The organism is Ornithinicoccus hortensis, from assembly GCF_006716185.1.
GTDB classification, from domain to species: Bacteria; Actinomycetota; Actinomycetes; order Actinomycetales; family Dermatophilaceae; genus Ornithinicoccus; species Ornithinicoccus hortensis.
The window spans coordinates 3,821,373-3,842,585 of sequence record NZ_VFOP01000001.1; the positions used below are offsets into that span (position 1 = coordinate 3,821,373).

The following is a 21,213-nucleotide window of genomic DNA, read 5'->3' on the forward strand; positions in this document are numbered from 1 at the left end:
TAACGGACCGGTTGCTGGCGACTGTAGCGTCGGCGCGACCTGTTCGCCGTCGTCCGATGCCGTTCGGAGTTGTTCGGACCGTCCCGGAACCACCTGACCAGCAGTGATCCGGCTCCTAGCGTGTCCCCTGTCGATCTCCATGCACACCCAAGGACGGCCTGATGACACGTTTCACTCTCCGACGCACCGTCGCCACCGTTGGTGCAGCGTCTCTCATCCTCACCGGCTGTGGATCTGCAGAACCGGACGCAGGAGGGCCGGTGGCGTCGGCGGAAGGAGCGCCACAGGACACGGCACCGGAGACGGACGACCCAACAGCGACGACCGACGCGGCGGCGGGGTCGGCCGACGCGGCCGCCACGACCACTCCGGCACCACCGCCGGAAGCCGAGGCCGGGCTGCTGATCAATGACCTGAGGGAGGACATCCCGCGCCAGGAAGTGAGCCAGCCGACCGAGGGAGTCTTCGGGACGCCGGACGGGACGGTGGAGATCACGTCGGTCGGCCGGGCGGACTCCGTCCCAGGACATGTGCATGGAGGTCCGGAGTCGGCATACGTCGCCGCTCCCGGGGAGGAGTTCTACGTCTTCGAGGTCAGCTTCGTGCCGGGCGAGGACGATCAGACCCCACCGACCGAGCTCCACGTGGACTCCCAGGGCACCCGGAAGCTGGTGAAGGAGCTGTCGCAGGGGGACAGCTCCTTCCTCGCAAGCCTGCCCGTGGGAGGCGAGGGTGCCAGCCTGGTGGTCTCGGCCGACGGCCACGAGCAGGTCTTCGACATCGCGACAGGGGCCCGGGTCGCCGATCCGCTCACCGACACCTACCTGCGCCGGGTGGTGCAGCAGGACCTGACCGACGTCCTCAGCTACGGGCCGGTCCCCGGTTACGAGGACCGGCAGTTCACCGCAGACGTCCGGCTGCGGTCGGCCCGCATCACGCCCTACGTGCCCCCGCGCATCGGGTCGCAGCGGTGGGCCGAGCCCGGGAGCATGTGGCTGGTCATGGAGTACCGGCTCGAGTACGACGCCACCAGGGCTGGCTGGTCCGACCGACACGCCACGCTGACCTGGACGATCGAGGGTGCGGAACCAGTCGTCCAGGAGGGTCGGCTCTGGGGGAGGGACGAGGAGGTCGTGATGAGCATCCCGGCGGACTTCGACTCCTTCGACGTGGCGGTCGCCAACCAGGCGGAGCTGCGCGAGCGGTTTGGCGGCAGCACAGTCAAGGAGTTCGGGTCCGAGTCGTTCAGCCTCAGCTTCCCCGTCGACTGAAGGGCACGGCGACCGACGGCGCCGTCACCGTCGGGCCGAGTCAAATGTTCATCAGGGTTCCTGAGGAGGAGTTCACGGTCACCTTCCCGACCGCTGACGCCAGGTGAGCCGACGCAGATCTCCGCTCCACGACGCGGTGCAGCCACGCCTTCACCGGCGCGAGGAAGACGGCCACTGCCGCGCTGGCCAGCAACGAGGTGCCCCGTCCCGCCTCGGCCCCGAGCACGCCGGTCGCCAGGGCCAGCGTCCCGAAGTAGGTGGCCAGCACGATGCCGGTCATCACGGCATACACGATGGTGCGCTCCAGGACCGCTGCGATGTCGAAGAGCCCGGCCCGCAGCACGCCGATCCCGACGGGGGCCGGCGCGGCCGGGACGTCTGCCGCTGGGGGAGGGGACGGAAGTCGCCCTGACTGCTTCAGCGCAGGGGATCGTCGAAGGTGATCGTGATGTTCTCGTATCCCAGCGCACCGAGCAGGCCGCGCAGCATCGCGGTCGTGTTCTCCTCGGCGAGGTCGACCAGCATGCCCTCGCCGCTGGCCGCCGCGGTCATCTGCTCGACGGCCCTCAGCTGGGCCTCACGCTCCAGGTCCGAGCCCTTCCACCTGTTGGTGATGCCCTTGTCGTGGCTGACGACGTAGCTGGTCGCGAGGTCGAGCACGGGCGTGCCCACCGTCGGAGCCGGCAGGGTGATGGCCACCATCGTGCCGTCGTCGGACACCGTGACGCTGCTCTCGTCGAGGCCGCTGAAGTCCACCACCCCGTCGACGTCCCCCTTGCCGACGTAGAGGACCCGCTCGCCGCTGACCCAGTCAGGCAGGTATGCGGTGTCCTTCTCGATGTCGACCACGGTCTCGTAGTGCGCCTTCGCGGCGTGGAACTCGCTGATCTCGGTGAGCGACTCCAGCACCGACGGGCCGGTGCGGTCGGTCGTCCCCTCCTGGAAGGGGTTCCACGAGGGTTCGTAGTCGAGGACGCCGGCGGCGCCGACCAGCGCCAGGATCAGGACGGGAATCGCCAAGATGACAGCCAGCAAACGAATGCCCCGGCGCCGGTGAGCGCCCGGATCCCCCACTGGTGTGGCCGGGGACGGCCCCCGTCGGGCCGGACGGGGCGCAGGTAGACCAGGTGCTGGCCCAGCGTCGCCCCGGCGCTGGCCGGCACCACCAGCAGGAACACCACGGCGGCGGCGAGCGTGGCGCCGACCTCGATCAGCACCGTGTGCCCCGTGTAGACGCGGTCCGTGAGGTAGAGGGCGATCCGCACCGCCACCGGCACGCCGGTGCCGACGAGGAGGACCGACAGCACGTCCACCGTCATCCCGGTCAGGCGGCGCAGCGGCCGCACCGGCTGCGGCCGGTCGGCCGGGTCGGTGTGCTGACCCGGCACCCACCGCAGCACCGGGGCCAAACCGACGCCGATCGCCGCGCCGAGCGTGTTGGCCAGCAGGTCGTCGGTGTCGAACAGCCGGTAGGCGAACGGGTAGGTCCACCACAGGCCGGCCAGCTGGGTCAGCTCGATCAGCAGCGACCCCCCGAGGCCGAGCGCGATGCAGCGTCCGGGGCGCCACCGGAACAGGTGCCGGGTGAGCATCCCCAGCGGCACGAAGAACGCGACGTTGAGGACCACCTGGCGCAGCATGGAGTCGCGCAGCAGGCCGCCGATCCCCCCGGAACGGTCGATCTCGGTGAGGAAGTGGAACGGGACGAACTGGGCGCGCAGCGTCCCGTCGCAGATCAGCTGCGCGGCGTCCGGCAGCGGGACGATCGTGTAGGCCCACAGCGCCATCAGGTAGATCAGGCCGCCGGCGCTCAGCAGCGCGTGACCCGGCCCGGTGGTGCCGCGGCGGAAGCTCCAGGCGATGTAGGGGATGAAGGCCAGCGGGACCAGCACGAGGCCGAAGAAGACCGCCAGCAGGGCGGAGGCGCTGAACCCGTCCACCCCCGCAACCCTAGGGGCTACCGGCGCGGCTCACCCGGCAGGATGACCGGCCACCAACGGCGTATCGGCGCCGATCGCACCCAGTTTGGCCGCCCCGCCCGGGGAGTCCAGCGGCTCCTCCCGCCCGGGGAGCACCTGGGTGAAGAACTCCTCGTTGTCCCGCAGGTAGGGCCCGAACTGCTCGGGGAGGTCGTCCTCGTAGTAGATCGCCTCGACCGGGCACACCGGCTCGCAGGCGCCGCAGTCCACGCACTCGTCCGGGTGGATGTAGAGCGAGCGCGCACCCTCGTAGATGCAGTCGACCGGACACTCCTCCACGCACGCACGGTCCATCACGTCGATGCACGGCTGGGCGATCACGTAGGTCACCGCGGCCTCCTTCCGGTCGATCCAGCGGGTGGTCCGGGTCTATTATTTCACAATCCTTTGTGTAAAATAAAGGGCATCCGGCCATCCCGGGGCCGAGGGTCCCCGGGCGCCGTCGACGAGCAAGGAGCACGACCATGGACGAGGTCATCTACGCCGACTTCACCAGCCCCGCCGCCTACCTGGCCGGCCTGCGCCTGGACGCCCTGGCCGCCGCGGGCGAGCCGGTCCCCGACTGGCGGCCCGTCGCGTGGCACCCCCGGCTCCCCCGGACCGGGCTGGGCCTGGACGCCGAGGGCCGGGCCAACCAGCAGCGGGCCGTGGAGCGGGTCCGGTCGCTCACCGACCCGCGCGAGGAGTTCCCGGCCAGCGCCCCGGGCTTCCTGCCGCACCCGGACGGCCCGATCTCCGCGTATGCCGAGGCCTACCTGGCCGGCGTCGGCCCCGAGGTCAGGCGGCTGCTGCTGCACGCCTACTGGGCGGAGCACCAGGACATCGGCAACCCGGAGGTGCTGCGCCGGCTGCTGGCGCCGGCGCTGAAGTCGGGCCACAGCCGCACGGATGCCGTGCGCAACTTCGGGTATGCCGTGTCCCCCGCCCGGATGCCGCTGTCCACCCTGGCCTTCCACCTGATGCGGGACTGGCAGCAGGCCTGGCAGGCGCTGGGCACGCACCCCGACGTCACGCTCGTGGCGCCGGGCCGGCCGGCGCTCACCGGTGCCGCCGCGCTCGACGCGCTCGGCGTCGTCGGGGCACCCCAGACCGTCTCGGCCTGACCACCGGACCACCCAGGGTCGGCACGGTGCGCGACGACCAGCCCCACCTCCCGCGCTGGGCGCGGGCCCTGGCGCGCCGCGTCCTGGACCGCGCGGCGCAGGAGGCGGCGGACGCGATGCAGACCTGGGGGCCGGTGCCGGACGCGTCCCCCGAGCAGGTCTCCCGGGCACGCCTGGAGCTGGTCGAGCTGCTCGTGGACCTCGGGCGGCCCGAGGAGGCGCGGGAGGTCGCCCGGCGGTACCGGCCCCGCCCGTGACCACCGGTCAGGGACCGAGCAGCCCCTGCTCCCGCAGGGCCGCGACCGCCCCGGTGCGGTTGTCCACCCCGAGCTTGTCGAAGGCGTGCGCCAGGTGCGTCTTCACGGTGGCCTCGCTGATGAACAGCTCCTTGGCGATCGCCCGGTTGGCGCGGCCCTGCGCGACCAGACGCAGCACCTCGAGCTCCCGGTCGGTGATCCTCGGTCCCGGTCGACGCATCCGGGTCATCAGCCGGTGCACCAGGGCCGGGGCCAGCACCGTCTCGCCGCGCGCGGCCGCGTGCACCGCGTCCAGGATCACCTGCGGCGCCGCGTCCTTGACCAGGTAGCCGGCTGCGCCGGCCTCGACGGCCCGGACGATGTCGGCGTCGTGGTCGTAGGTGGTCAGGATCATCACGGCGGGCGGGTCGGCGGCCGCCCGCAGCCGCTCGGTGGCGGTCACCCCGTCGATCCCCTCGCCCAGCCGAAGGTCCATCAGCACCACGCCGGGCGCGAGCCGCGGCGCGAGCGCGAGGGCCTGCTCCCCGGACCCCGCCTCGCCCACGACCTCGAGGCCGGGGTCGGTCTCCAGCAGCGCCCGCAGGCCGGACCGGACGACCGGGTGGTCGTCCACGATGAGCACCCGCACCGTCACGGTGTCCTTCCCTGTTGGGGTCCCCGCAGCGGCAGGTGCGCCGCCAGGGCGGTGCCGTCCCCGGGCACGCTCTCCACCTCGAGGCCGCCGCCGAGGTCGCGCAGCCGGTCCCGCATCGCGCGGAGCCCGTAGCCCCCGCCACCGGCCGCGAGCCGCCCGGCCGACCACGCCGCGACGTCGAAGCCCACCCCGTCGTCGAGCACGTCCAACCGCACGGTGTCCCCGGCGTTGGTCAGCGTGACCGCGACCGTGCGGGCCGCGGCGTGGGCGCGCACGTTGGCCAGGGCGGACTGCGCCACCCGCAGCAGGGCGACCTCCTCGGTCGTGCTGAGCACGGCGACCTCCCCGTCGACCTCCAGGCGGGTGTCCAGCCCGGTCTCCTGCTCGAGCCGGGCCAGCAGCCGCCCCAGCGAGGCGGCGAGCCCGACGTCCAGCTGGGCCGGCGTCAGGGCGCGGACCACGGCGCGGGACTCGGCCAGGTTCTCCGCGGCGGTGGCCTCGATCTGCCCGAGGAGCTCGCGCAGCCGGGCGGGGTCCTGCTGCTCCGCCCCGGCCCGGGACAGCAGCAGGATCGAGGAGAACCCCTGGGCCAGCGTGTCGTGGATGTCCCGCGACAACCGGGTCCGCTCGGTCAGCGCCCCGGCCTCCCGCTGGGTGCGCGCCAGGTCGTCGTGCAGCTCCACCATCTCGGCCTGGGTGCTGACCAGGCGGTCGACCAGCTGCTGGCGCTCCCGCGCCTCCCGGGTGAGCAGCTGGGCGCCCCACCCGATCCCGACAGCCACGACGCACCCGATGGCGGGCCCGACGACGGCCGCCGGGTGCGCCCCGACCGTCAGCTGGGCCGCCACGACGGCGGCCAGCACCGCCACGGCATACGGCAGGGCCCAGCGCAGCCCGAGCACGTGCACGCACAGCAGCCACAGCGAGAAGGCGACCCAGACGAACTCGGTGGAGACGAGCAGCAGGCCACCCCAGCAGATGGTGAGCAGCACCAGCCACCACGGACCGGACCGGCGGACGGGGCGCAGTGCCCCGACCGCGTAGACCGCCAGGGTCACCGGGACGAGGACGGCCAGCGGCGGGTATGCCGTGCCGGTCGCCACCGCGCGCCAGGTCCCGATGGCCAGGAGCACCAGGAACAGGGCGTGGCTGCCGGTCGCCAACAGCCGCGCCGCACCCGCGGCGGGGTGCGGCGACGGCTGGACGGCGCTGGTGGTCATCGGGCTCCTGCGGTGACGGGTGCGGGCCCCACGCTATCCGTTGGCGGGGACGTCGGCGGCCGGTCGCGAGGGCCACCACATCCGGTCGCCGAGCAGGGCGAACAGGGCCGGCACCAACACGGTGCGGACCACGAGGGTGTCCAGGAGTACGCCCAGCCCGACGATGAGGCCGAGCTGGCCGAGGGTGACCAGGGGCAGCACCCCCAGGGCAGCGAACACCCCGGCCAGGACGACCCCGGCGCTGGTGATCACCGCACCCGTGTGCGCCACGGCCCGGACCATCCCCCGGCGCGTGCCGTGCGCCGCGGCCTCCTGCCGGGCCCGGTGCACCAGGAAGATCGTGTAGTCGATGCCGAGGGCGACCAGGAACAGGAACGCCAGCAGCGGGACCATCACGTCCAGCGCGGGGAAGCCGAAGAGGGTGCGACCGATCCAGGCCCCCGCCCCGATCGCGGCCGCGGAGCTGGCCACGTTGACCACGAGCAGCAGCAGGGGGGCGACCAGCGCCCGGAGCAGCAGCACGAGGACGGCGAGGGCCACCGCCAGCACCAGCGGCGCGACGACCAGCAGGTCGTGGTCGGCCGCCGCGCGGGCATCCAGGTCCTGGGCCGTCGCGCCACCGACGAGCGCGTCGGCCCCCGGCACGCCCTGCACGGCGGTCCGCACGGTGTCGACCAGGTCGAGCGCGGCGTCGGTGCCCGGGGCGGGCTCGCCGACCACGCTGAAGCGGACCAGCTCACCGGCGTCGGTGTCGCTCGTGCCGGTCTCCCGGACGGCGACGACGCCGTCCACACCGGTGAGGGCCTGCTCGACCTCCTCGGAGGCCCCTGCGGCGGCGACCACGACGAGGGGCGAGGCCTCCCCGGCCGGGAAGTGCTCGGCGAGCACCTCCAGACCGGCGGCGGACTCGGAGGCGACCCGGAACTTCTCGGTCTGGGTCAGGCCGACCGAGGTCCCGAGCAGGCCGGTCGCCAGCACCGCGAGCAGGGCCACCGAGGCCGCGACGACCCGGGCGGGGCGACGCACCACGACCCCGGCGATCCGGGACCAGACACCGTGCTCGGTCGGGTCGGTCGTGCCGGGGCGCGGCACGAACGGCCAGAAGGCGCGGCGTCCCACGACGGCCAGGGCCGGGGGCAGCACCAGCAGGACGGCGGCCAGCGCGATGACCAGTCCGGCCGCCGAGGCGACGCCCAGCCCGCGGGTCCCGGGGAGGGTCGCCAGCGACAGGGTGAGCAGCGCCAGGACGACCGTGACGTTGCTGGCCAGGACCGCGGGGACGGCCCCGCGCCAGGCCGTGGCGAGCGCCGCCCGGTGGTCGGCCGTGCGGTGCAGCCCCTCCCGGTAGCGGGAGATGAGCAGGAGCGCGTAGTTGGTCCCCGCACCGAAGACCAGGACGCTGACGATCCCGGCGTCGAACTGCAGGTCCAGCGCGCGGCCCAGGGCCGCGGTCGCCACGGCGGCCAACTGGTCGGCGGTGCCCACGACGGCGAGGGGCACCAGGAACAGGATCGGGGACCGGTAGGTGAGGATCAGCAGGAGGGCGACGATCCCGACGGTCACCAGCAACAGGGTGATGTTGGCCCCGTCGAAGGCCGAGGCGACGTCCGCGCCGAACGCCGGACCGCCGGTCACCTGGGCGGTCAGCCCGGCCGGCAGCGCCCCGTCGTCCTGCTGCGCCGCGACGGCGTCCCGCAGTTGCCCGATGGTGTCGGCGTTCGCGCTGTTGTCGGCGCCGAGGGTCATCGGCACCTGGAGGATCGCGGCGCGGCCGTCCTCGGCGGTCAGGGGTGGGGAGGCCTCGTGGCCGGTGACCGCGCTCAGCCCGGTGGCCAGCTCTGCACCGGCCGCGAGGTCGCCCTCGGTCAGGGCCGCCCCGTCGCGGGACAGCACCACCAGCACCGGGGCGACGTCCGAGCCGGGGAACTGGTCGGCCAGCGCCTCGGCCATCGCCGACTCCGAGGTCGCGGGCACCGAGTCGGCACGGGCCGGCGCCTCCTCCCCGCGCAGCGGACCGAGCACGGCGAGCATCGCCACCAGGGCCAGCGCCAGCGCGACCCAGGCGCCCCGGCGCGAGGTGAGCCACCCTGCGACGCCCGTGCGGCGGGGCGTCGGCCCGCCCGCGGCTCCGCCGTATGTCGACGGCCGCGTGGCCCCGTGCGTGGCCCGGTGATGCGTGGTGTGCGTGTGACGGTCTGGCGCCTGCGTGGACATCTCTCTCCCTGGAATCGACTGATTCCAGGGAACCGCCGATCCGGCTCCGTCACATCGGCGTTCCGGGCGGCTCCCCCATCATCCGTTCGGATGATGTCCCCCGGCTCCTCCCCCTCGACCGGACGCGTCGTCTGGCGGCCTCCCACCCCCACCGGACGTCTCATCGGTCCAGGATCCGCCCCCACCGGACGCGTCGTCGGTCCAGGCCGGGGCCGCCCTGCAGACCAGCGACCTACCCGCGGGCCGGCCACCCCGGGTCGCGCCCGAGCAGCGCCACCAGCTGGTCGAGCCGGGACTCCGACGGGGTCGGGAGCGGCGGCGCGAAGATGCCTGCGGCGGCGTGCGAGCTCACCCGCGGCTTCTCGTAGGCGAAGGCGGCCTCGACGGCGTCCGGCACCCCGGCATACGGGACGCCCGCCCCGCGGGCCAGGTCCCAGGCGTGCACCGTGAGGTCGACCAGCATCTGGCTGGCGTACTCGCGGGTGCCGATCTGCCCGAAGGAGACGTGGACGGGTGCGGCCGGGTCGGCCGTGCCGAAGGCCAGCATCGACCCGGCGACCGCGCGGCGCCACGCCCCGGCCGGGTCCTGGCCCAGCACGTCGCCGTCGTAGCGGTCACCGACCTGGTCCAGGGTCTCCCCGCGGAGCAGGTGCGGCGCCCAGAGGTGCTCGCTGGTGAGGTGGTTGAGCACGTCCCGCACGCTCCACCCGGCGCACGGCGAGGGCGCTTCCCACGCATCCGGCGCGATCCGGTCCACGACGGCGCCGACCTCGCGGGCGGCCTCGGGCAGGAGCACGATCTCGGTGCGTTCGTCCATCCCCCTACCCTGCCCCTCCGGTGGCGCCGAGCGCATCCCGGGTGGGTTTCCGGACCGAGCGCCGGGCATTGCTGCCGGTGGCCCGCCGCGTCTCCAGGCTGGTCGTCACCTCCTGCTCGGCGACCTCCAGCCGCTGCAACAGCTGTGCCTTGGCCTCCTCGGGGCGCCGCTCCATGATCAGCGTGCAGTACTCCCGGTGCAGCCGCAGCACCTCGGTGTAGTCCGACGGTTCGTCGCTCTCCACCTGGGACAGGGTGAGGTTCATCCGGGCCATCAACCGCTCGTGCAGGCTGATCAGGTACCTGGAGCCGGTGAGCGCGACGGTCTCGGAGTGGCACCGCCGGTCCGCCTGGACGAGCCCGTAGTGGTCCCGGCCGGCGACCGCCTCGGCCATCTCCTCCAGCGTCTCCCGCAGCGGCGCGAAGGCCTCGTCCGGCAGCGACGCCGCGGCATCGATCCCCGCGCACTCCAGGACCCGCCGGGCGACGTACATCTCCCGGACCTCCTCCACGGTGAGCGTGGTGACCTGCAGGATCCGGGTGCTCGGGTGCCGGGTCAGCAGGCCCTCGCCCACCAGCGTCTTGAGCACCTCGCGCAGCGTCGGCCGGGAGATCCCCAACTCCTGGGCCATCGCCTCCTCGGTCACCGCGTCCCCGGGCTGCAGGGTGCCGTCGAGGATCTGCGCCCGCAGGATCGACAGGCCCTGCTCGGCGACGGTCTCGCGTCGCACCTTCGCCACGGGTCTTCTCCGTCCCGGGGACGTCCCTGTCCCCCTGGTCTTACCTACCGACATGGTGCAAACTACCGGGTCGCCTGCCGGGAGGGACGCCCCCGGTCACTGCTCGCCGGGTTTGCGGGGGGTGCGGGGGCTGGCGATCTCGGCGACCCCCTCGAACCGGGCCGGCCGGAAGTCGGCGAACCGCGCGTCCTCCCCGTCACCGAGCACCTCGGCCGCAACGGCCTCGCTGAGGAAGGGGGCCAGGGTCACCCCGCTGTGCGTCGCGACGACATACAGCCAGTCCCGGTCCACGGCGGGTCCGACCACGGTCAACCCGTCGGCGGGCATCGCGCGCCGTCCCACGAGGACCCGGCGGATCCGGGCTCCGGCGGCCTGCGGCACGACCGCGCGCAACCGCTGCAGGAACTCCTCGGCCAGCGGCGAGTCGGGGCCGGGCACCGCCTCCGGGTCGGCCGTGGCGTCGAGGTCCAGGGCCTGCAGCAGCAGCCGCCCGCCCCCCGACGGCCGCAGGTTCAGCCACGGGGTCGTCACCACCCGGTCCAGGCGCACCGGCACCGGGTCCGTCTCCAGCAGGTAGCCGACCGTCAGGTCGCCCGGTTCCTGGTAGGTCGCCATCGGGACGCTCGTGCCGGCGAGCGCGGCCAGGTCCGAGGTCCACCGGCCGACGGCCGAGACGACCCGGTCGGCCGCCAGCACCGTGCCGTCCGCCAGGGTGACCTGCGCCCCGCCGTCCCCGCCGGAGAGCGCGACGACCTCGTCACCCGTGCGCAGCCGGACCCCCGCGCGCAGGCCCTGCCCGAGCACGTGCGCCAGGTAGAGCTGCGGGTGGACGAAGGCCTCCTCGCGGAAGTAGGCGACCAGCGCGGCCGCGTCGGGGACGAGCACGTCGGGCAGCAGGTCGCGGGCCCGGGCGGGGTCGATCTCCTCCACCGGGTAGCCGCGCTCCACCATCCGGTCCATCCGGCCGCGCAGGTGCCGCACGTGGGCCTCGTCGACCGCGATCTCCACGTGCCCGCCGGCGCCGAGCCAGTCACTCCCGTCCGCCGCCAGCCGGTGGTGGGCGCGCACCCCCTCGGCGTTGAGCGCGAAGTAGCTGTCCGGCTCCTTGCCGTTGGAGTTGACCCACGCGTATGACGTGGCGGAGGTGCCCGCGCCGACCGGTCCCCGGTCGACCAGGGTGACCTGCGCGCCGCGGCGCGCCAGCCCGGTGGCGATCGAGGCCCCGACCACTCCGGCGCCGATGACGACTGTCTGCATACCTGCTCCTCGTTCGGGTTGTGGGGTCACAGCACCTTGCTCAGGAAGTCTTGCGTCCGGCGGTGCTGCGGGTTGACCAGGACGTCCTGGGGCGGGCCCGCCTCGACCACGACGCCGTCGTCCATGAAGACCACGGAGTCGGCGACCTCGCGGGCGAAGCCCATCTCGTGGGTGACCACGATCATCGTCATGCCGGACCGGGCCAGGTCCTTCATCACGTCCAGCACCTCCCCGACCAGCTCGGGGTCCAGCGCCGAGGTCGGCTCGTCGAAGAGCATCAGCTTGGGCTCCATCGCCAGCGCGCGGGCGATCGCCACGCGCTGCTGCTGGCCGCCGGAGAGCGCGCCGGGGTAGGCGTGGCTCTTGTCCGACAGGCCGACCCGCTCGAGCAGGCCCATCGCCCGCTCCTTCACCACCTGGCGGCGCTCACCGCGCACCCCGACCGGGGCGGCCATGATATTCTGCAGCACGGTCATGTGCGGGAACAGGTTGAACCGCTGGAACACCATGCCGATCTCGGCCCGCATCCCGGCGACCTCGGACTCCTTGAGCTCGTAGAGCTTGCCCTGGTGCTCCCGGTAGCCCACCAGCTGGCCGTCCACGGTGAGCCGGCCGGCGCTGATCGTCTCCAGGTGGTTGATCAACCGGATGAACGTGGTCTTGCCCGACCCGGACGGCCCCAGCAGGGTCATCACCTCGCCGCGGCGGACCTCCAGGTTGATCCCCTTGAGCACCTCGAGGGTGCCGAAGGACTTGCGGATGTCCTCCGCCCGGACCATGGGGCGATCGGTGCTCTGGGTGTCGGTCATCGCTGCTCCTGCCCCTCGGTCCGGACGCCGCGGCGTCGTTGCAGCTCGATCAACCGCCGCATCCGCCCGCCGGCCAACCGGTCGCTGCGGCTGTAGTGCCGCTCGATGTAGTACTGCCCCACGGTGAGCACCGAGGTGACGATGATGTACCAGATCGAGGCGGTGATCAGCAGCGGGATGGTCTCGAAGTTGTCGGCGTAGATGAGCTGCGCGGCATACAGCAGCTCGGGGAAGGCCAGCACGCTGACCAGCGAGGTCGTCTTCAACATCGAGATGGTGTTGTTGCCGGTCGGCGGGATGATCACCCGCATCGCCTGCGGCAGCACGATCTGGCGCAGGATCCGGCCGCGCTTCATGCCCAGCGCCTGGGCGGCCTCGGTCTGTCCCTTGTCGACGGACAGGATGCCGGCCCGCACGATCTCGGCCATGTAGGCGCCCTCGTTGAGCCCGAGCCCCAGGATCGCCGCCATGACCGGGGTGATCAGCACGTTCGTGTCGAACTGGACGAACTCGGGACCGAACGGGACGCCCAGCGAGATCACCGGGTAGAGCGCCGAGATGTAGCCCCAGAAGAGGAGCTGGACGAAGACCGGGGTGCCGCGGAAGAACCACAGGTAGAGCCAGCTGGTCCAGGACAGCGCCGGGTTGCTGGACAGCCGCATGACCGCCAGGCACACCCCGAGCACCACGCCGAGCACCATGGCGATGGCGGTCAGCTGCAGGGTCTTGAGCAGGCCGTCCAGGATGCGGACCGAGGTGAAGTACTCCCCGACCACGTCCCAGCCGAAGTTCTCGTTCGTGAGCAGGGTGTTGACCAGCATCGCGGCCAGGACCGCGATCACCGCGTAGCTGATCCACCGGAACGGGTGGCGCAGCTTCACCACCTTCTGCGCGTGCCCGGCCTGGGTGGCCGGGGTCGTCGAGGCGACGGTCACGGCATACCCCCTCCGGCCGCGGCGGGACCGGACCTCACTCCAGCGCCCCGTTGATCTCGGACGCCTCGATCCCGATGTCCTGCAGGTTCCACCGGGTCAGGATCTCCTCGTAGGCCCCGCTCTCGATGAGCAGGTTGAGGGCGCCGTTGACCGGCTCGACGAGCTCGCTGTCCTTGGGGAAGGCCACGCCGCCGGGGTTCGGGTTGCGCACCAGCGGGCCGACGACCTCGAAGTCCTCGGGGTTCTTCTGCGCCGCGTCGAGCAGCGGAGGGGCGTCCAGCATGACCCCGTCGATCCGCCCGCTCTTCAGCGCGAGCTGGGCCTGCGGGCCGTCCTGGTAGACCTGCGCGGTCGGCGGCTCCTTGCCGTCCTCCTCGCAGCGCGGCCCGTGGGCCGGCAGGAAGGTGGACTGCTGGAGCGAGCCGCGGATCACGCCGATGTCTACCCCGCAGGCCTCCTCGGAGGTGATCCCCTCCGGGTTGCCCGCCGGCACCATGATCATGGTGCCGTTCCAGTAGAAGGTGGCGAAGTCGACGACCTCCTCGCGCTCCTTGGTGTCGCCGATCGAGCCCATCGCCATGTCGACCTTGTGCGCCTCCAGCGCCGGGATGATGCCGTCGAAGGAGGTCGGAACCATCTCGATCTCCAGCCCCAGCACGTCGCCGATCGCATCGGCCAGGTCCGGCTCGAGGCCGACCAGGGTCTTCCCGTCGGGGCCCATCGACTCGAACGGCGGGTAGTTCGGGTTGATCGCCATCCGGATGACGCCGGCCTCCTTGAGGTCGTCCGGGACCTGGGCGGCCAGTTCCTCGTCGACCTCGATGACCGGGCCGGAGGAGGCAGCGGCCCCGTCCGCCGACGCGTCGGCGCCGTCGGCCGGTTCGTCACTCGGGGAGGAGCCGAGCCCGCAGGAGGTCAGCAGCAGGGCGGCGGCCAGGGTGAGGCCACCCCGGGACAGGTGGTGGGACAGGGACATGCGTTCTCCTCTTGTCATCTTGTCTGACAGTAAGGCACCCTGACACTGGCTCCGGACCGGCGTCAAGGGACTCCCGGGTCAATTCCTGGCAAAGTCCGACGTTCGCCCGCCCCGGACGTCCGGCCTACAGTGGAGTCATGCCGAACCTGTCCGAGGTCGAGATCCGCGACGAGTCCATCCGCCTGGGCCAGCTGCTCAAGCTGGCCAACCTCGTGCAGGACGGCGCCATGGCCCGGATGGTGATCGAGAACGGCGAGGTGACCGTGGACGGCCAGGTGGTGGTCCGCCGCGGCACCCAGGTGCGTCCCGGCGCGGTGGTGGGGTATGCCGGGGAGTCAGTCCTCGTGACCAGCGGCGGCTGAGCGGTGGGCCACGGCTCCCACCACGACGCGGGCGCCTTCGGGCAGCCGCTCCGGCAGCAGTTCGAGGCCTTCCTGGACGAGCACCGCGCGGCGCTGCGCGGCAGCCTCGACGGGCTGACCGAGGAGCAGGCCCGCCGGCAGCTGGTGCCGTCGAAGACGACCCTGCTCGGGCTGCTGAAGCACGCGACGTTCGTGGAGCAGGTGTGGTTCGACGAGGCCGTCACCGGTCGCTCGAGGTCGCAGATCGGGATCCCGGAGACCCCTGACGAGTCGTTCGACCTCGCTGAAGACGACACCATCGAGTCGGTATGCCGCGCCCACCAGGAGGCGTGCGCGGCCTCCCGCCGGGCGACGGCAGACCTCGCCGTCGACGACCTCGTGCACGGCAACCGGCGGGGTGCGCTGCCGCTGCGCTGGGTTTACCTGCACGTGCTGCGCGAGCTGGCCCAGCACTGCGGCCACGCCGACATCCTGCGCGAGCAGGTCCTGGCCGGCCGGACAGAGCACCCCTAGGGCCGGGCGGGCCCGGCAGGGGGCCTACCGCACCGTCACCCGTCGTCCACGGTCGCCATGGCCTCCTCGACGGCCGGCACCAGCCGGGCCCGGAGCGGCTCGATCAGGGACATCGCGTAGGTGTTCGTGATGTGCGAGCCCTGCCGGTAGACCAGCACGTCGCCGATGACCGGTGGGCACTCCTCCAGCGGACAGATCCAGTCGTTCATCGAGATGAAGGTCGCGGTGGGCACCTCCTCGGCGGCCCGCCGCAGCGGCCGGGTGCCGCTGCCGTCGCCCCGCTCGAAGGTGCACTGCGACACGTCGTCCCGGTGCTCCGAGACGCACTCGTAGACGCTGAGCTCCCCCGGGGCCGGGGTATCCGCCAGCACGACGACCGGGATGCCGGCCTCACCCAGGTCGGTCCAGTAGTCGACATACCCCTGCGCCATCAGCTCGGTGCGCTCCGCGTCGGTCCCCTCACCGGCCCGCCCCTTGACCCCGGACACGATGACGACGTCGGGGCGTTCCGGGCCGAGCAGCCGCTCGCGGAGCTGCTCCCCCCACCGCGCGCAGCTGCCGTCCTCGTCGACCTGCGCCGAGGACCACGGGCACCCGGACCGGTTGTAGGTGCGCACCGCCCACCCCTCCTGGGCACCGATCTCCTCCAGCACGTCGCCCCACTGCCCGATCTTGGAATCACCGGCCAGCGCCACGACCAGGTCCCCGTCGGGGTCACCGCCGTCGCACCGGATCACCTCGGTGCTGCCGACCGACCCGGCACAGCCGCGCGGATAGATGCTCGGCACGTCCTCGATCGCCAGCAGCGGGTCCGGGGTGATCGACTCCGGGGTGAGGTCGATCTGGTCGATGTCCGGCCCGGCCGCCGCGGGGTCGGCCGGCTGCGTCGGCTCGTCGTCCTCGGCCGGGTCCTCCCGCGGCTCCGCCCTACGGCTCGCCGCGTCGTCGCCCCCCGCACCCTCGGCCCCCGAGCCACCGGGCACCGCGGCGGTCTCCCCCGCCCCGTCTCCCCGGTCCACCAGGGAGCCCGCCCCCGCCGCGGGGCCGTCGGCCTGCTCGATGGAGGACTCCATCCCGCGCACCAGGCCGAACCCGGCGCCGGCACCGACGACGGTGCAGGCCGCCCCGACCGCGAGCGCCAGGACGGGCACCCGCGCCATGACGGCGGCCGTCCGGACCGGGTCCTCCACCAGCACGTAGGTCAATCGGGCAGGGAGGAAGGCGAACAGCGAGATGGCGATCCCCTGCCAGAGGGCCAGCTCGCCCCACGCCGCCGCAGCCACGACGAGCAACGGCCAGTGCCACAGGTAGAGCGAGTAGGACAGCGCGCCGGTCCCCCGCATCGGGGCGCTGCCGAGGAACCGGACCGGCCCACCGGCCCGGGCGTTGAACCCGCCGGCGATCACCGCCGAGGTGCCCAGCGTCGGCAACAGCGCGGCATACCCCGGCCAGGCGGTGTCCGTCCCCAGCAGCACGGCCGACCCCAGCAGCGCCAGCACCCCGGCCCAGGCCAGCGCGGTCGCGGCGGTGGGGGTGAGCCGCTGCCAGGTGGCGGCGGTGAGCGCGACCAGGCTCCCGATCCCGAGCTCCCACAGCCGGGTGGTCGTCACGAAGTAGGCGGTCTGCGGGGACAGCGCGGTCTGCACCACCGACCAGGTGAGCGAGGCCAGCACGACGACCGCGAGCAGCAGCCCCAGCAGCGGCCGGGTGCGCAGCCCGTGCCGCCGGACCAGCCAGGCGCCGAGCACCATCAGCAGCGGCCACACGATGTAGAACTGCTCCTCCACCGCCAGCGACCAGTAGTGCTGGACCGGGGAGGCCACCGAGTCCTCGGCCAGGTAGTCCACGGAGCGGTCGGCCAGCCGCCAGTTGATCAGGTAGACGGCCGAGCCGACGAGGTCGCCGCCGATCTCGGCCCACCGGATCCGCGGGACGAACAGCCAGGTCAGCACCCCGGTCACGACCAGCACCAGGGACGCCGCGGGCAGCAGCCGTTTGGCGCGCCGGGCGTAGAAGGAGGTCAGCGACACCCGCCCGGAGCGCTCCACCTCGCGCACCAGCAGGCCGGTGATCAGGAAGCCGGAGATCACGAAGAAGACGTCGACCCCGGCAAAGCCCCCGGGCACGAGGGGCACCCCCGCGTGGAAGGCCAGCACCATCAGCACCGCGACCGCGCGGAGCCCCTCGATGTCGGGGCGGAAGGATGCGTTCGCCGCCGCTCGGCCAGCCACCTGCGTACTGTACGTCGGCGGGGGGCCAGGACCCGCCCGGCGCACCGCGCGGGTCCCCGGGTGGCGCGACGGGGGTCTTCGCGTCACGCTGGGGTATGCCGACACTCAGCCACCGCGACCGGGTCACCCGGGCGATGGAGCAGACCCCGCGGGCGGACTTCCTGCCGCGCGCGGTGCGGCACGCCGCGGCCCGGAACACCGCCCTGCAGATCGGCTTCGGGTCGACCTGCTCCCAACCGAGCACCGTGGCCACGATGCTGGAGCTGCTCGAGGTCCGGCCCGGGGACCGGGTGCTCGACGTGGGCGCCGGCTCCGGGTGGACCACCGCGCTGCTGGCCCGGCTGGCCGGACCGGACGGGTCGGTCCGCGGCACGGAGCGGGTGACCGCGCTGGCCGAGCTGGCCGCGGCCCGGCTGGTCGACGCGGGCCTGGGCACCGCCCGCATCGACCCGGCGGAACCCGGGGTGCTGGGCGCACCGGACGGCGCGCCCTACGACCGGATCCTGGTGTCGGCGATGGCACAGACCCTGCCGCAGGCGCTGGTCGACCAGCTCGCCGACGGGGGCCGGATGGTGCTGCCGCTGGCCGGCCGGGTCGTCCGGGTGGACCGGCACGGGGAGGCGACCCGGGTCACCAGGTCACCGGGGTGGTACCGGTTCGTGCCGCTGGTCGAGCCGTGACCGGTCCGGTCAGGTGTGGTCGGGGTCGACCAGGTCCTGGTACTCCGGGTGCCGCTCCAGGTAGGCCTGCACGAACGGACAGGTCGGGATGATCCGCAGGTTGTCCTCCCGCAGCTGCTCCAGGGTGCCGCGGACCAGTGCCCCGCCGACGCCCTTGCCCTCGAACGAGGGGTCGACCTCGGTGTGCGTCAGGTTGATCGTGGTGCCCGAGGTGACATAGGCCAGGATCCCGGCGACCTCGCCGCCCAGGGACGCCTCGTAGCGGGACTCGGCCGGGTCGTGCGTAACGGTGACCTCACTCATGACCCCACTGTGGCACCTCCCCGGCGGCGGCGCTGCGCGGGTGGGCAGGTCACGCAGGTCAGGAGTCGGCGATCCCGTTGCGCAGGTGGTCCGGGACCTGGGGGCAGTCCGACCCGGCGAGACGTTCGTCCAAGTTGGAGATCCGCCGGGTCAGCGGCCCACGACTCGCCTCCTCGATGAACTCCTCGCGGTCGATCAGCCAGTAGACCGGTGACCCGCTCTGCGCCTCGCAGGTCCGCCAGTCGGTCGCCAGGTGGTCGTAGACCTCGGCCCAGTCCTCCTGGGTGAGGTCGGCGTAGGCCCACGCCGGCTGGTTCAGGATGGCGCACCGCCGGGCGGCCCAGGCCAGGTCGACGTCGCGCATGTCCTGGACCACCCAGGGCACACCGTCCTGCACCCTGGCCTGGTAGCCCTGCCCGGCGATGCACTGCGACATCGCCCCCGGCCAGTCTTCGACCGGGACGGTCTGGGTGTCCGCGGGGTCGATGTCCTTGGGTCGCACCCAGGACAGCCGGTAGCCGTTGGAGTACCAGAGCCACTCCAGCTGGTAGACGTAGGCGTCGACGGTGAGCGAGGTGTGCCCCCGCGGACTCCCGAGGAGCCGGACCAGGGTCTCGCTGGGCTCGCCGTTGGTCCGCTCCAGGGCACCCGCCTCGAGGGCCTCGCGGGCGGCGTCCGTCGCCTCGTGCCCGAGGTCGACGGGCCGGTCGTCGGCCACGCTCTCCCCGGCGGGGACCGCCTGACCCCCGGAGCGCACGGCCTGGTCCAGCCAGACCGCGCTGCCGCCGATCGCGAGCACGGCGGCCATCGCCCCGGCGACCACCGCGGTGCGGCGCCGGCGGGTGCGCCGACGGGCCCGCTCGGTCAGCGCCTGGCCGGGGCTGACCACGGGGTCCATCGGCTCGGCCGCCTCGCTGAGCAGGGCGGCCAGCCGCTGCTCGCCACGCGTGGGGATCCTCACCGGTCCGCACCCCCTCGGCCGAACAGCCCGCGGAGGCCGGCACCGGCCTCCCGGCGCTCGGCATCCGCCGTCCACCCCGAGACGGTCGTCTCGTCCTCGCTGAGCACCGAGGAGTCCCGCAGCGCCTGCATACCGCGGGAGGCCCGGCTCTTCACGGTGCCCTCCCGGCAGCCGAGGACCCGGGCTATCTCGGCCACCGACAGGTCTTCGTAGTAGCGCAGCACCAGCACCACCCGCTGGTCCACCGGTAGTTCGCGCAGCGCCGCCCGGACACTCACGACCGAGGCCACCCGGTCATCGAGCGACCGGGTTTCCCGTTCGGGATCGGAGTCCGGCAGGTGTTCGGTGGGGACCTCCCCGGACCAGCGGCGGCGCCGGTCGCGGACCAGCAGACGCACCATCGTGGTGCGGGTGTAGGACTCCGCTGCCCCGATCACCTCCAACCTGTGCCACGAGTCGAAGGTGCGCAACAACGCTTCCTGCAGCAGGTCCTCGGCAGTGTGCCGGTTGCCGGTGAACAGGATGGCCGCCCGCAGCATGGACGCGTAGCGCGCGTCGACGAATGCCGTGAACTCCTTGCTGCGGCGCACCCTCGCTCCTCGTCTGTCCCCGGCCCCGGGCGTCTGTCGCCCGGGCGCTCCATCAGCAAAGAGGCCCTGGCCGGGCGAACGGTTCCACTCCCCACCACCGTATGCCCACGGGCCGCTCAGCGCGTGGGTGCGCCGTCGGTCTCCTCGCGGGGGGCGGCGCCGCGTCGCTGCAGAAAACGGTCCACCACGGCACCGAGGATCACCGCGAGGGTGATCGCCAGGACCGCACCCAGCAGTGGGTTCTCCTCCATCCAGTGACCTGCCACGGCCCCGATCGCCACCGAGTACGCCGCCCAGGAGGTGACCGCCAGCAGGTCGCAGGCGATGAACCGGCCCCGGTGGAACCGGGTGATCCCGGCGGTGACGTTGACCGCGACCCGACCGACCGGGATGTAGCGAGCAACGATGATGATCATCGCCCCGCGTCTGGCCAACTGTTGGTCAGCCCAGTCCAGCATCGTGGACATCTTGAACCGCTTCGAATGACGCAGCCGCCGCAGTCCCCCGTTCCGCCCGAGGGTGTAGGCGATGTTGTCACCGGCGAAGGCTCCGCCCGCCGCGACCAGGAACAAGAGCACCAGGGACGGCTCGCCCACGGACGCGCTCACCGCCGCCAGTGCGACCACGACCGACTCGCTCGGAAGCGGCGGGAAGAAACCGTCGAGCAGGCACAGCGCGAAGACCACCGGCAGCACCCAGGTCGCCCCCGCGTGGTCCTGGATGAACTGGTTCAGAGCGTCGAACACGTGCGACCTCCCGGCGCTCTCGTGGATGGATCCGTCCCGACACGGGCGGCTCCAAAATACCCCCTGCTCCCCCGGCCGCGTCAGACCTGTTGCAGCCACCGTTCCAGCCGGGACTCCTGCTCCTGCGCCAGCGCGCGCACCAGGGCCACCTGTTCGACGTCGTGCAGCCGGGCGAGGTCCCCCAGGGTCGCGCCGGAGCGCAGTTCCTCCTGCAGGGTGGTCAACTCCATCCCGAGGACCCGAGCAGCGGTGTGCAGGTTCGTGCCCCCCGGGCCGAGGATGCCGGCCGCCGGCTCGGCCGGCGTCGACCCGGTCGGGACGGGGGCCGCGGCGCCTTCGGCGCCGGCGACCCGGTAGCCGGGCGACACCAGGTCCGACGGGAACGTGATGGCCGTGGCGGTGCCCCTATCGGAGTCCGGCGCCTGCCCCGGCCCCCCGGCCGGGTCATCGTCGTCACCGCTGTCCTGACAGACCGTCTCGCTTCCCTGGTCGGTGCCTGCCCTCGCGGCGGGTGCCACCAATCCGATCCCCAGCACGCTCGCCGTCCCCAACGTACCGGCGGTGACTGCTGTGGCAAACCGTCGCTTCATCGCAGATGTCCCTTCCCCGGGGCTCG

General features: G+C 73.0%; 25 protein-coding genes. 6 read left to right on the forward strand and 19 right to left on the reverse strand.

Features of this window, described 5'->3' with window-relative positions; genetic code table 11:
• The first annotated feature begins 260 nt into the window (after nt 1-260).
• Nucleotides 261-1,271: a hypothetical protein gene (locus FB467_RS17840; protein WP_141786293.1), complete on the forward strand. Its 1,011-nt coding sequence runs from the start codon at nt 261-263 to the stop codon at nt 1,269-1,271.
• Between the two features lie 40 nt (nt 1,272-1,311).
• Here FB467_RS17840 and FB467_RS17845 read toward each other — a convergent pair whose 3' ends face one another.
• The 4 genes from FB467_RS17845 to fdxA all read right to left on the reverse strand — a co-directional run bounded on the left by FB467_RS17845 (nt 1,312) and on the right by fdxA (nt 3,580).
• Nucleotides 1,312-1,614: a hypothetical protein gene (locus FB467_RS17845; RefSeq protein WP_141786294.1), complete on the reverse strand. Its 303-nt coding sequence runs from the start codon at nt 1,612-1,614 to the stop codon at nt 1,312-1,314.
• A gap of 74 nt (nt 1,615-1,688) precedes the next feature.
• Nucleotides 1,689-2,291, reverse strand: coding sequence for a DUF4230 domain-containing protein (locus FB467_RS17850; protein WP_170230824.1), 603 nt, complete (start codon nt 2,289-2,291; stop codon nt 1,689-1,691).
• Nucleotides 2,273-3,211 (reverse strand): VanZ family protein, encoded by a 939-nt coding sequence (locus tag FB467_RS17855; RefSeq protein ID WP_141786296.1) that lies wholly within the window; start codon nt 3,209-3,211, stop codon nt 2,273-2,275. Before FB467_RS17855 ends, FB467_RS17850 begins: the two co-directional genes overlap by 19 nt.
• A gap of 30 nt (nt 3,212-3,241) precedes the next feature.
• Nucleotides 3,242-3,580, reverse strand: a complete 339-nt coding sequence (fdxA, locus tag FB467_RS17860) for a ferredoxin (protein WP_141786297.1) — start codon at nt 3,578-3,580, stop codon at nt 3,242-3,244.
• 134 nt (nt 3,581-3,714) lie between these two features.
• Between fdxA and FB467_RS17865 the strand changes: the two genes are divergently transcribed.
• Complete coding sequence (locus tag FB467_RS17865; protein ID WP_141786298.1) at nt 3,715-4,353, forward strand: DsbA family oxidoreductase; 639 nt, start codon at nt 3,715-3,717, stop codon at nt 4,351-4,353.
• Nucleotides 4,354-4,379: 26 nt separating this feature from the next.
• The gene (locus FB467_RS17870) at nt 4,380-4,610 is read left to right on the forward strand and encodes a hypothetical protein (RefSeq protein WP_141786299.1); all 231 of its coding nucleotides are present in this window, start codon (nt 4,380-4,382) and stop codon (nt 4,608-4,610) included.
• A 7-nt stretch (nt 4,611-4,617) separates the two neighbouring features.
• Here FB467_RS17870 and FB467_RS17875 read toward each other — a convergent pair whose 3' ends face one another.
• From FB467_RS17875 to FB467_RS17915, 9 genes are all read right to left on the reverse strand, one after another.
• Nucleotides 4,618-5,244 (reverse strand): response regulator, encoded by a 627-nt coding sequence (locus FB467_RS17875; protein ID WP_141786300.1) that lies wholly within the window; start codon nt 5,242-5,244, stop codon nt 4,618-4,620.
• The gene (locus FB467_RS17880) at nt 5,241-6,464 is read right to left on the reverse strand and encodes a sensor histidine kinase (protein ID WP_141786301.1); all 1,224 of its coding nucleotides are present in this window, start codon (nt 6,462-6,464) and stop codon (nt 5,241-5,243) included. Before FB467_RS17880 ends, FB467_RS17875 begins: the two co-directional genes overlap by 4 nt.
• A 33-nt stretch (nt 6,465-6,497) precedes the next feature.
• On the reverse strand, nt 6,498-8,678 hold the full coding sequence (locus FB467_RS17885) for an MMPL family transporter (protein WP_141786302.1): 2,181 nt from the start codon (nt 8,676-8,678) through the stop codon (nt 6,498-6,500).
• A 232-nt stretch (nt 8,679-8,910) separates the two neighbouring features.
• Nucleotides 8,911-9,495 (reverse strand): TIGR03086 family metal-binding protein, encoded by a 585-nt coding sequence (locus FB467_RS17890; RefSeq protein ID WP_141786303.1) that lies wholly within the window; start codon nt 9,493-9,495, stop codon nt 8,911-8,913.
• A gap of 4 nt (nt 9,496-9,499) precedes the next feature.
• Nucleotides 9,500-10,234 (reverse strand): GntR family transcriptional regulator, encoded by a 735-nt coding sequence (locus FB467_RS17895; RefSeq protein ID WP_170230825.1) that lies wholly within the window; start codon nt 10,232-10,234, stop codon nt 9,500-9,502.
• Between the two features lie 96 nt (nt 10,235-10,330).
• Nucleotides 10,331-11,491 (reverse strand): NAD(P)/FAD-dependent oxidoreductase, encoded by a 1,161-nt coding sequence (locus tag FB467_RS17900; protein WP_141786305.1) that lies wholly within the window; start codon nt 11,489-11,491, stop codon nt 10,331-10,333.
• A gap of 26 nt (nt 11,492-11,517) precedes the next feature.
• Nucleotides 11,518-12,300 carry an amino acid ABC transporter ATP-binding protein gene (locus tag FB467_RS17905; protein ID WP_280525448.1) on the reverse strand — a complete coding sequence of 261 codons (783 nt, stop codon included), beginning with the start codon at nt 12,298-12,300 and terminating at the stop codon, nt 11,518-11,520.
• Entirely contained in the window at nt 12,297-13,235 is a 939-nt protein-coding gene (locus FB467_RS17910) for an amino acid ABC transporter permease (protein ID WP_228393436.1), read from the reverse strand. The genes FB467_RS17905 and FB467_RS17910 overlap by 4 nt, the downstream gene beginning before the upstream one ends.
• 34 nt (nt 13,236-13,269) lie before the next feature.
• Complete coding sequence (locus tag FB467_RS17915; RefSeq protein ID WP_170230826.1) at nt 13,270-14,211, reverse strand: ABC transporter substrate-binding protein; 942 nt, start codon at nt 14,209-14,211, stop codon at nt 13,270-13,272.
• A 137-nt stretch (nt 14,212-14,348) separates the two neighbouring features.
• On the opposite strand from FB467_RS17915, the gene FB467_RS17920 reads away from it, so the two are divergent.
• A complete protein-coding gene (locus tag FB467_RS17920; RefSeq protein ID WP_141786307.1) occupies nt 14,349-14,573 on the forward strand; it encodes an RNA-binding S4 domain-containing protein in 225 nt (74 codons plus the stop codon).
• A gap of 3 nt (nt 14,574-14,576) precedes the next feature.
• A complete protein-coding gene (locus FB467_RS17925) occupies nt 14,577-15,086 on the forward strand; it encodes a DinB family protein (protein ID WP_141786308.1) in 510 nt (169 codons plus the stop codon).
• A 35-nt stretch (nt 15,087-15,121) separates the two neighbouring features.
• On the opposite strand, the gene FB467_RS17930 is transcribed toward FB467_RS17925, so the two are convergent.
• A complete protein-coding gene (locus FB467_RS17930) occupies nt 15,122-17,317 on the reverse strand; it encodes an acyltransferase family protein (RefSeq protein ID WP_141786309.1) in 2,196 nt (731 codons plus the stop codon).
• A gap of 95 nt (nt 17,318-17,412) precedes the next feature.
• On the opposite strand from FB467_RS17930, the gene pcm reads away from it, so the two are divergent.
• The gene (gene pcm / locus FB467_RS17935) at nt 17,413-17,997 is read left to right on the forward strand and encodes a protein-L-isoaspartate O-methyltransferase (protein ID WP_141786310.1); all 585 of its coding nucleotides are present in this window, start codon (nt 17,413-17,415) and stop codon (nt 17,995-17,997) included.
• Between the two features lie 9 nt (nt 17,998-18,006).
• Here the strand turns inward: pcm and FB467_RS17940 are convergent, their stop codons facing one another.
• The 5 genes from FB467_RS17940 to FB467_RS17960 all read right to left on the reverse strand — a co-directional run bounded on the left by FB467_RS17940 (nt 18,007) and on the right by FB467_RS17960 (nt 21,115).
• Nucleotides 18,007-18,300 carry a GNAT family N-acetyltransferase gene (locus tag FB467_RS17940; protein ID WP_141786311.1) on the reverse strand — a complete coding sequence of 98 codons (294 nt, stop codon included), beginning with the start codon at nt 18,298-18,300 and terminating at the stop codon, nt 18,007-18,009.
• A gap of 58 nt (nt 18,301-18,358) precedes the next feature.
• Nucleotides 18,359-19,261, reverse strand: coding sequence for a hypothetical protein (locus tag FB467_RS17945; protein WP_141786312.1), 903 nt, complete (start codon nt 19,259-19,261; stop codon nt 18,359-18,361).
• Complete coding sequence (locus FB467_RS17950) at nt 19,258-19,851, reverse strand: SigE family RNA polymerase sigma factor (protein ID WP_211350638.1); 594 nt, start codon at nt 19,849-19,851, stop codon at nt 19,258-19,260. Before FB467_RS17950 ends, FB467_RS17945 begins: the two co-directional genes overlap by 4 nt.
• 116 nt (nt 19,852-19,967) lie before the next feature.
• Entirely contained in the window at nt 19,968-20,597 is a 630-nt protein-coding gene (locus FB467_RS17955) for a DedA family protein (RefSeq protein WP_228393491.1), read from the reverse strand.
• A gap of 80 nt (nt 20,598-20,677) precedes the next feature.
• Complete coding sequence (locus FB467_RS17960; protein ID WP_141786313.1) at nt 20,678-21,115, reverse strand: hypothetical protein; 438 nt, start codon at nt 21,113-21,115, stop codon at nt 20,678-20,680.
• Between the last annotated feature and the right edge of the window lie 98 nt (nt 21,116-21,213).

What these genes read in the sequence shown, in the direction of transcription:
- FB467_RS17865 (WP_141786298.1), top strand. Translation starts at nt 3,715, where the DNA reads ATGGACGAGGTCATCTACGCCGACTTCACCAGCCCCGCCGCCTACCTG.
- FB467_RS17880 (WP_141786301.1), bottom strand. Translation starts at nt 6,464, where the DNA reads ATGACCACCAGCGCCGTCCAGCCGTCGCCGCACCCCGCCGCGGGTGCG.
- FB467_RS17885 (WP_141786302.1), bottom strand. Translation starts at nt 8,678, where the DNA reads ATGTCCACGCAGGCGCCAGACCGTCACACGCACACCACGCATCACCGG.
- FB467_RS17890 (WP_141786303.1), bottom strand. Translation starts at nt 9,495, where the DNA reads ATGGACGAACGCACCGAGATCGTGCTCCTGCCCGAGGCCGCCCGCGAG.
- FB467_RS17900 (WP_141786305.1), bottom strand. Translation starts at nt 11,491, where the DNA reads ATGCAGACAGTCGTCATCGGCGCCGGAGTGGTCGGGGCCTCGATCGCC.
- FB467_RS17905 (WP_280525448.1), bottom strand. Translation starts at nt 12,300, where the DNA reads ATGACCGACACCCAGAGCACCGATCGCCCCATGGTCCGGGCGGAGGAC.
- FB467_RS17915 (WP_170230826.1), bottom strand. Translation starts at nt 14,211, where the DNA reads ATGTCCCTGTCCCACCACCTGTCCCGGGGTGGCCTCACCCTGGCCGCC.
- FB467_RS17920 (WP_141786307.1), top strand. Translation starts at nt 14,349, where the DNA reads ATGCCGAACCTGTCCGAGGTCGAGATCCGCGACGAGTCCATCCGCCTG.
- pcm (WP_141786310.1), top strand. Translation starts at nt 17,413, where the DNA reads ATGCCGACACTCAGCCACCGCGACCGGGTCACCCGGGCGATGGAGCAG.
- FB467_RS17940 (WP_141786311.1), bottom strand. Translation starts at nt 18,300, where the DNA reads ATGAGTGAGGTCACCGTTACGCACGACCCGGCCGAGTCCCGCTACGAG.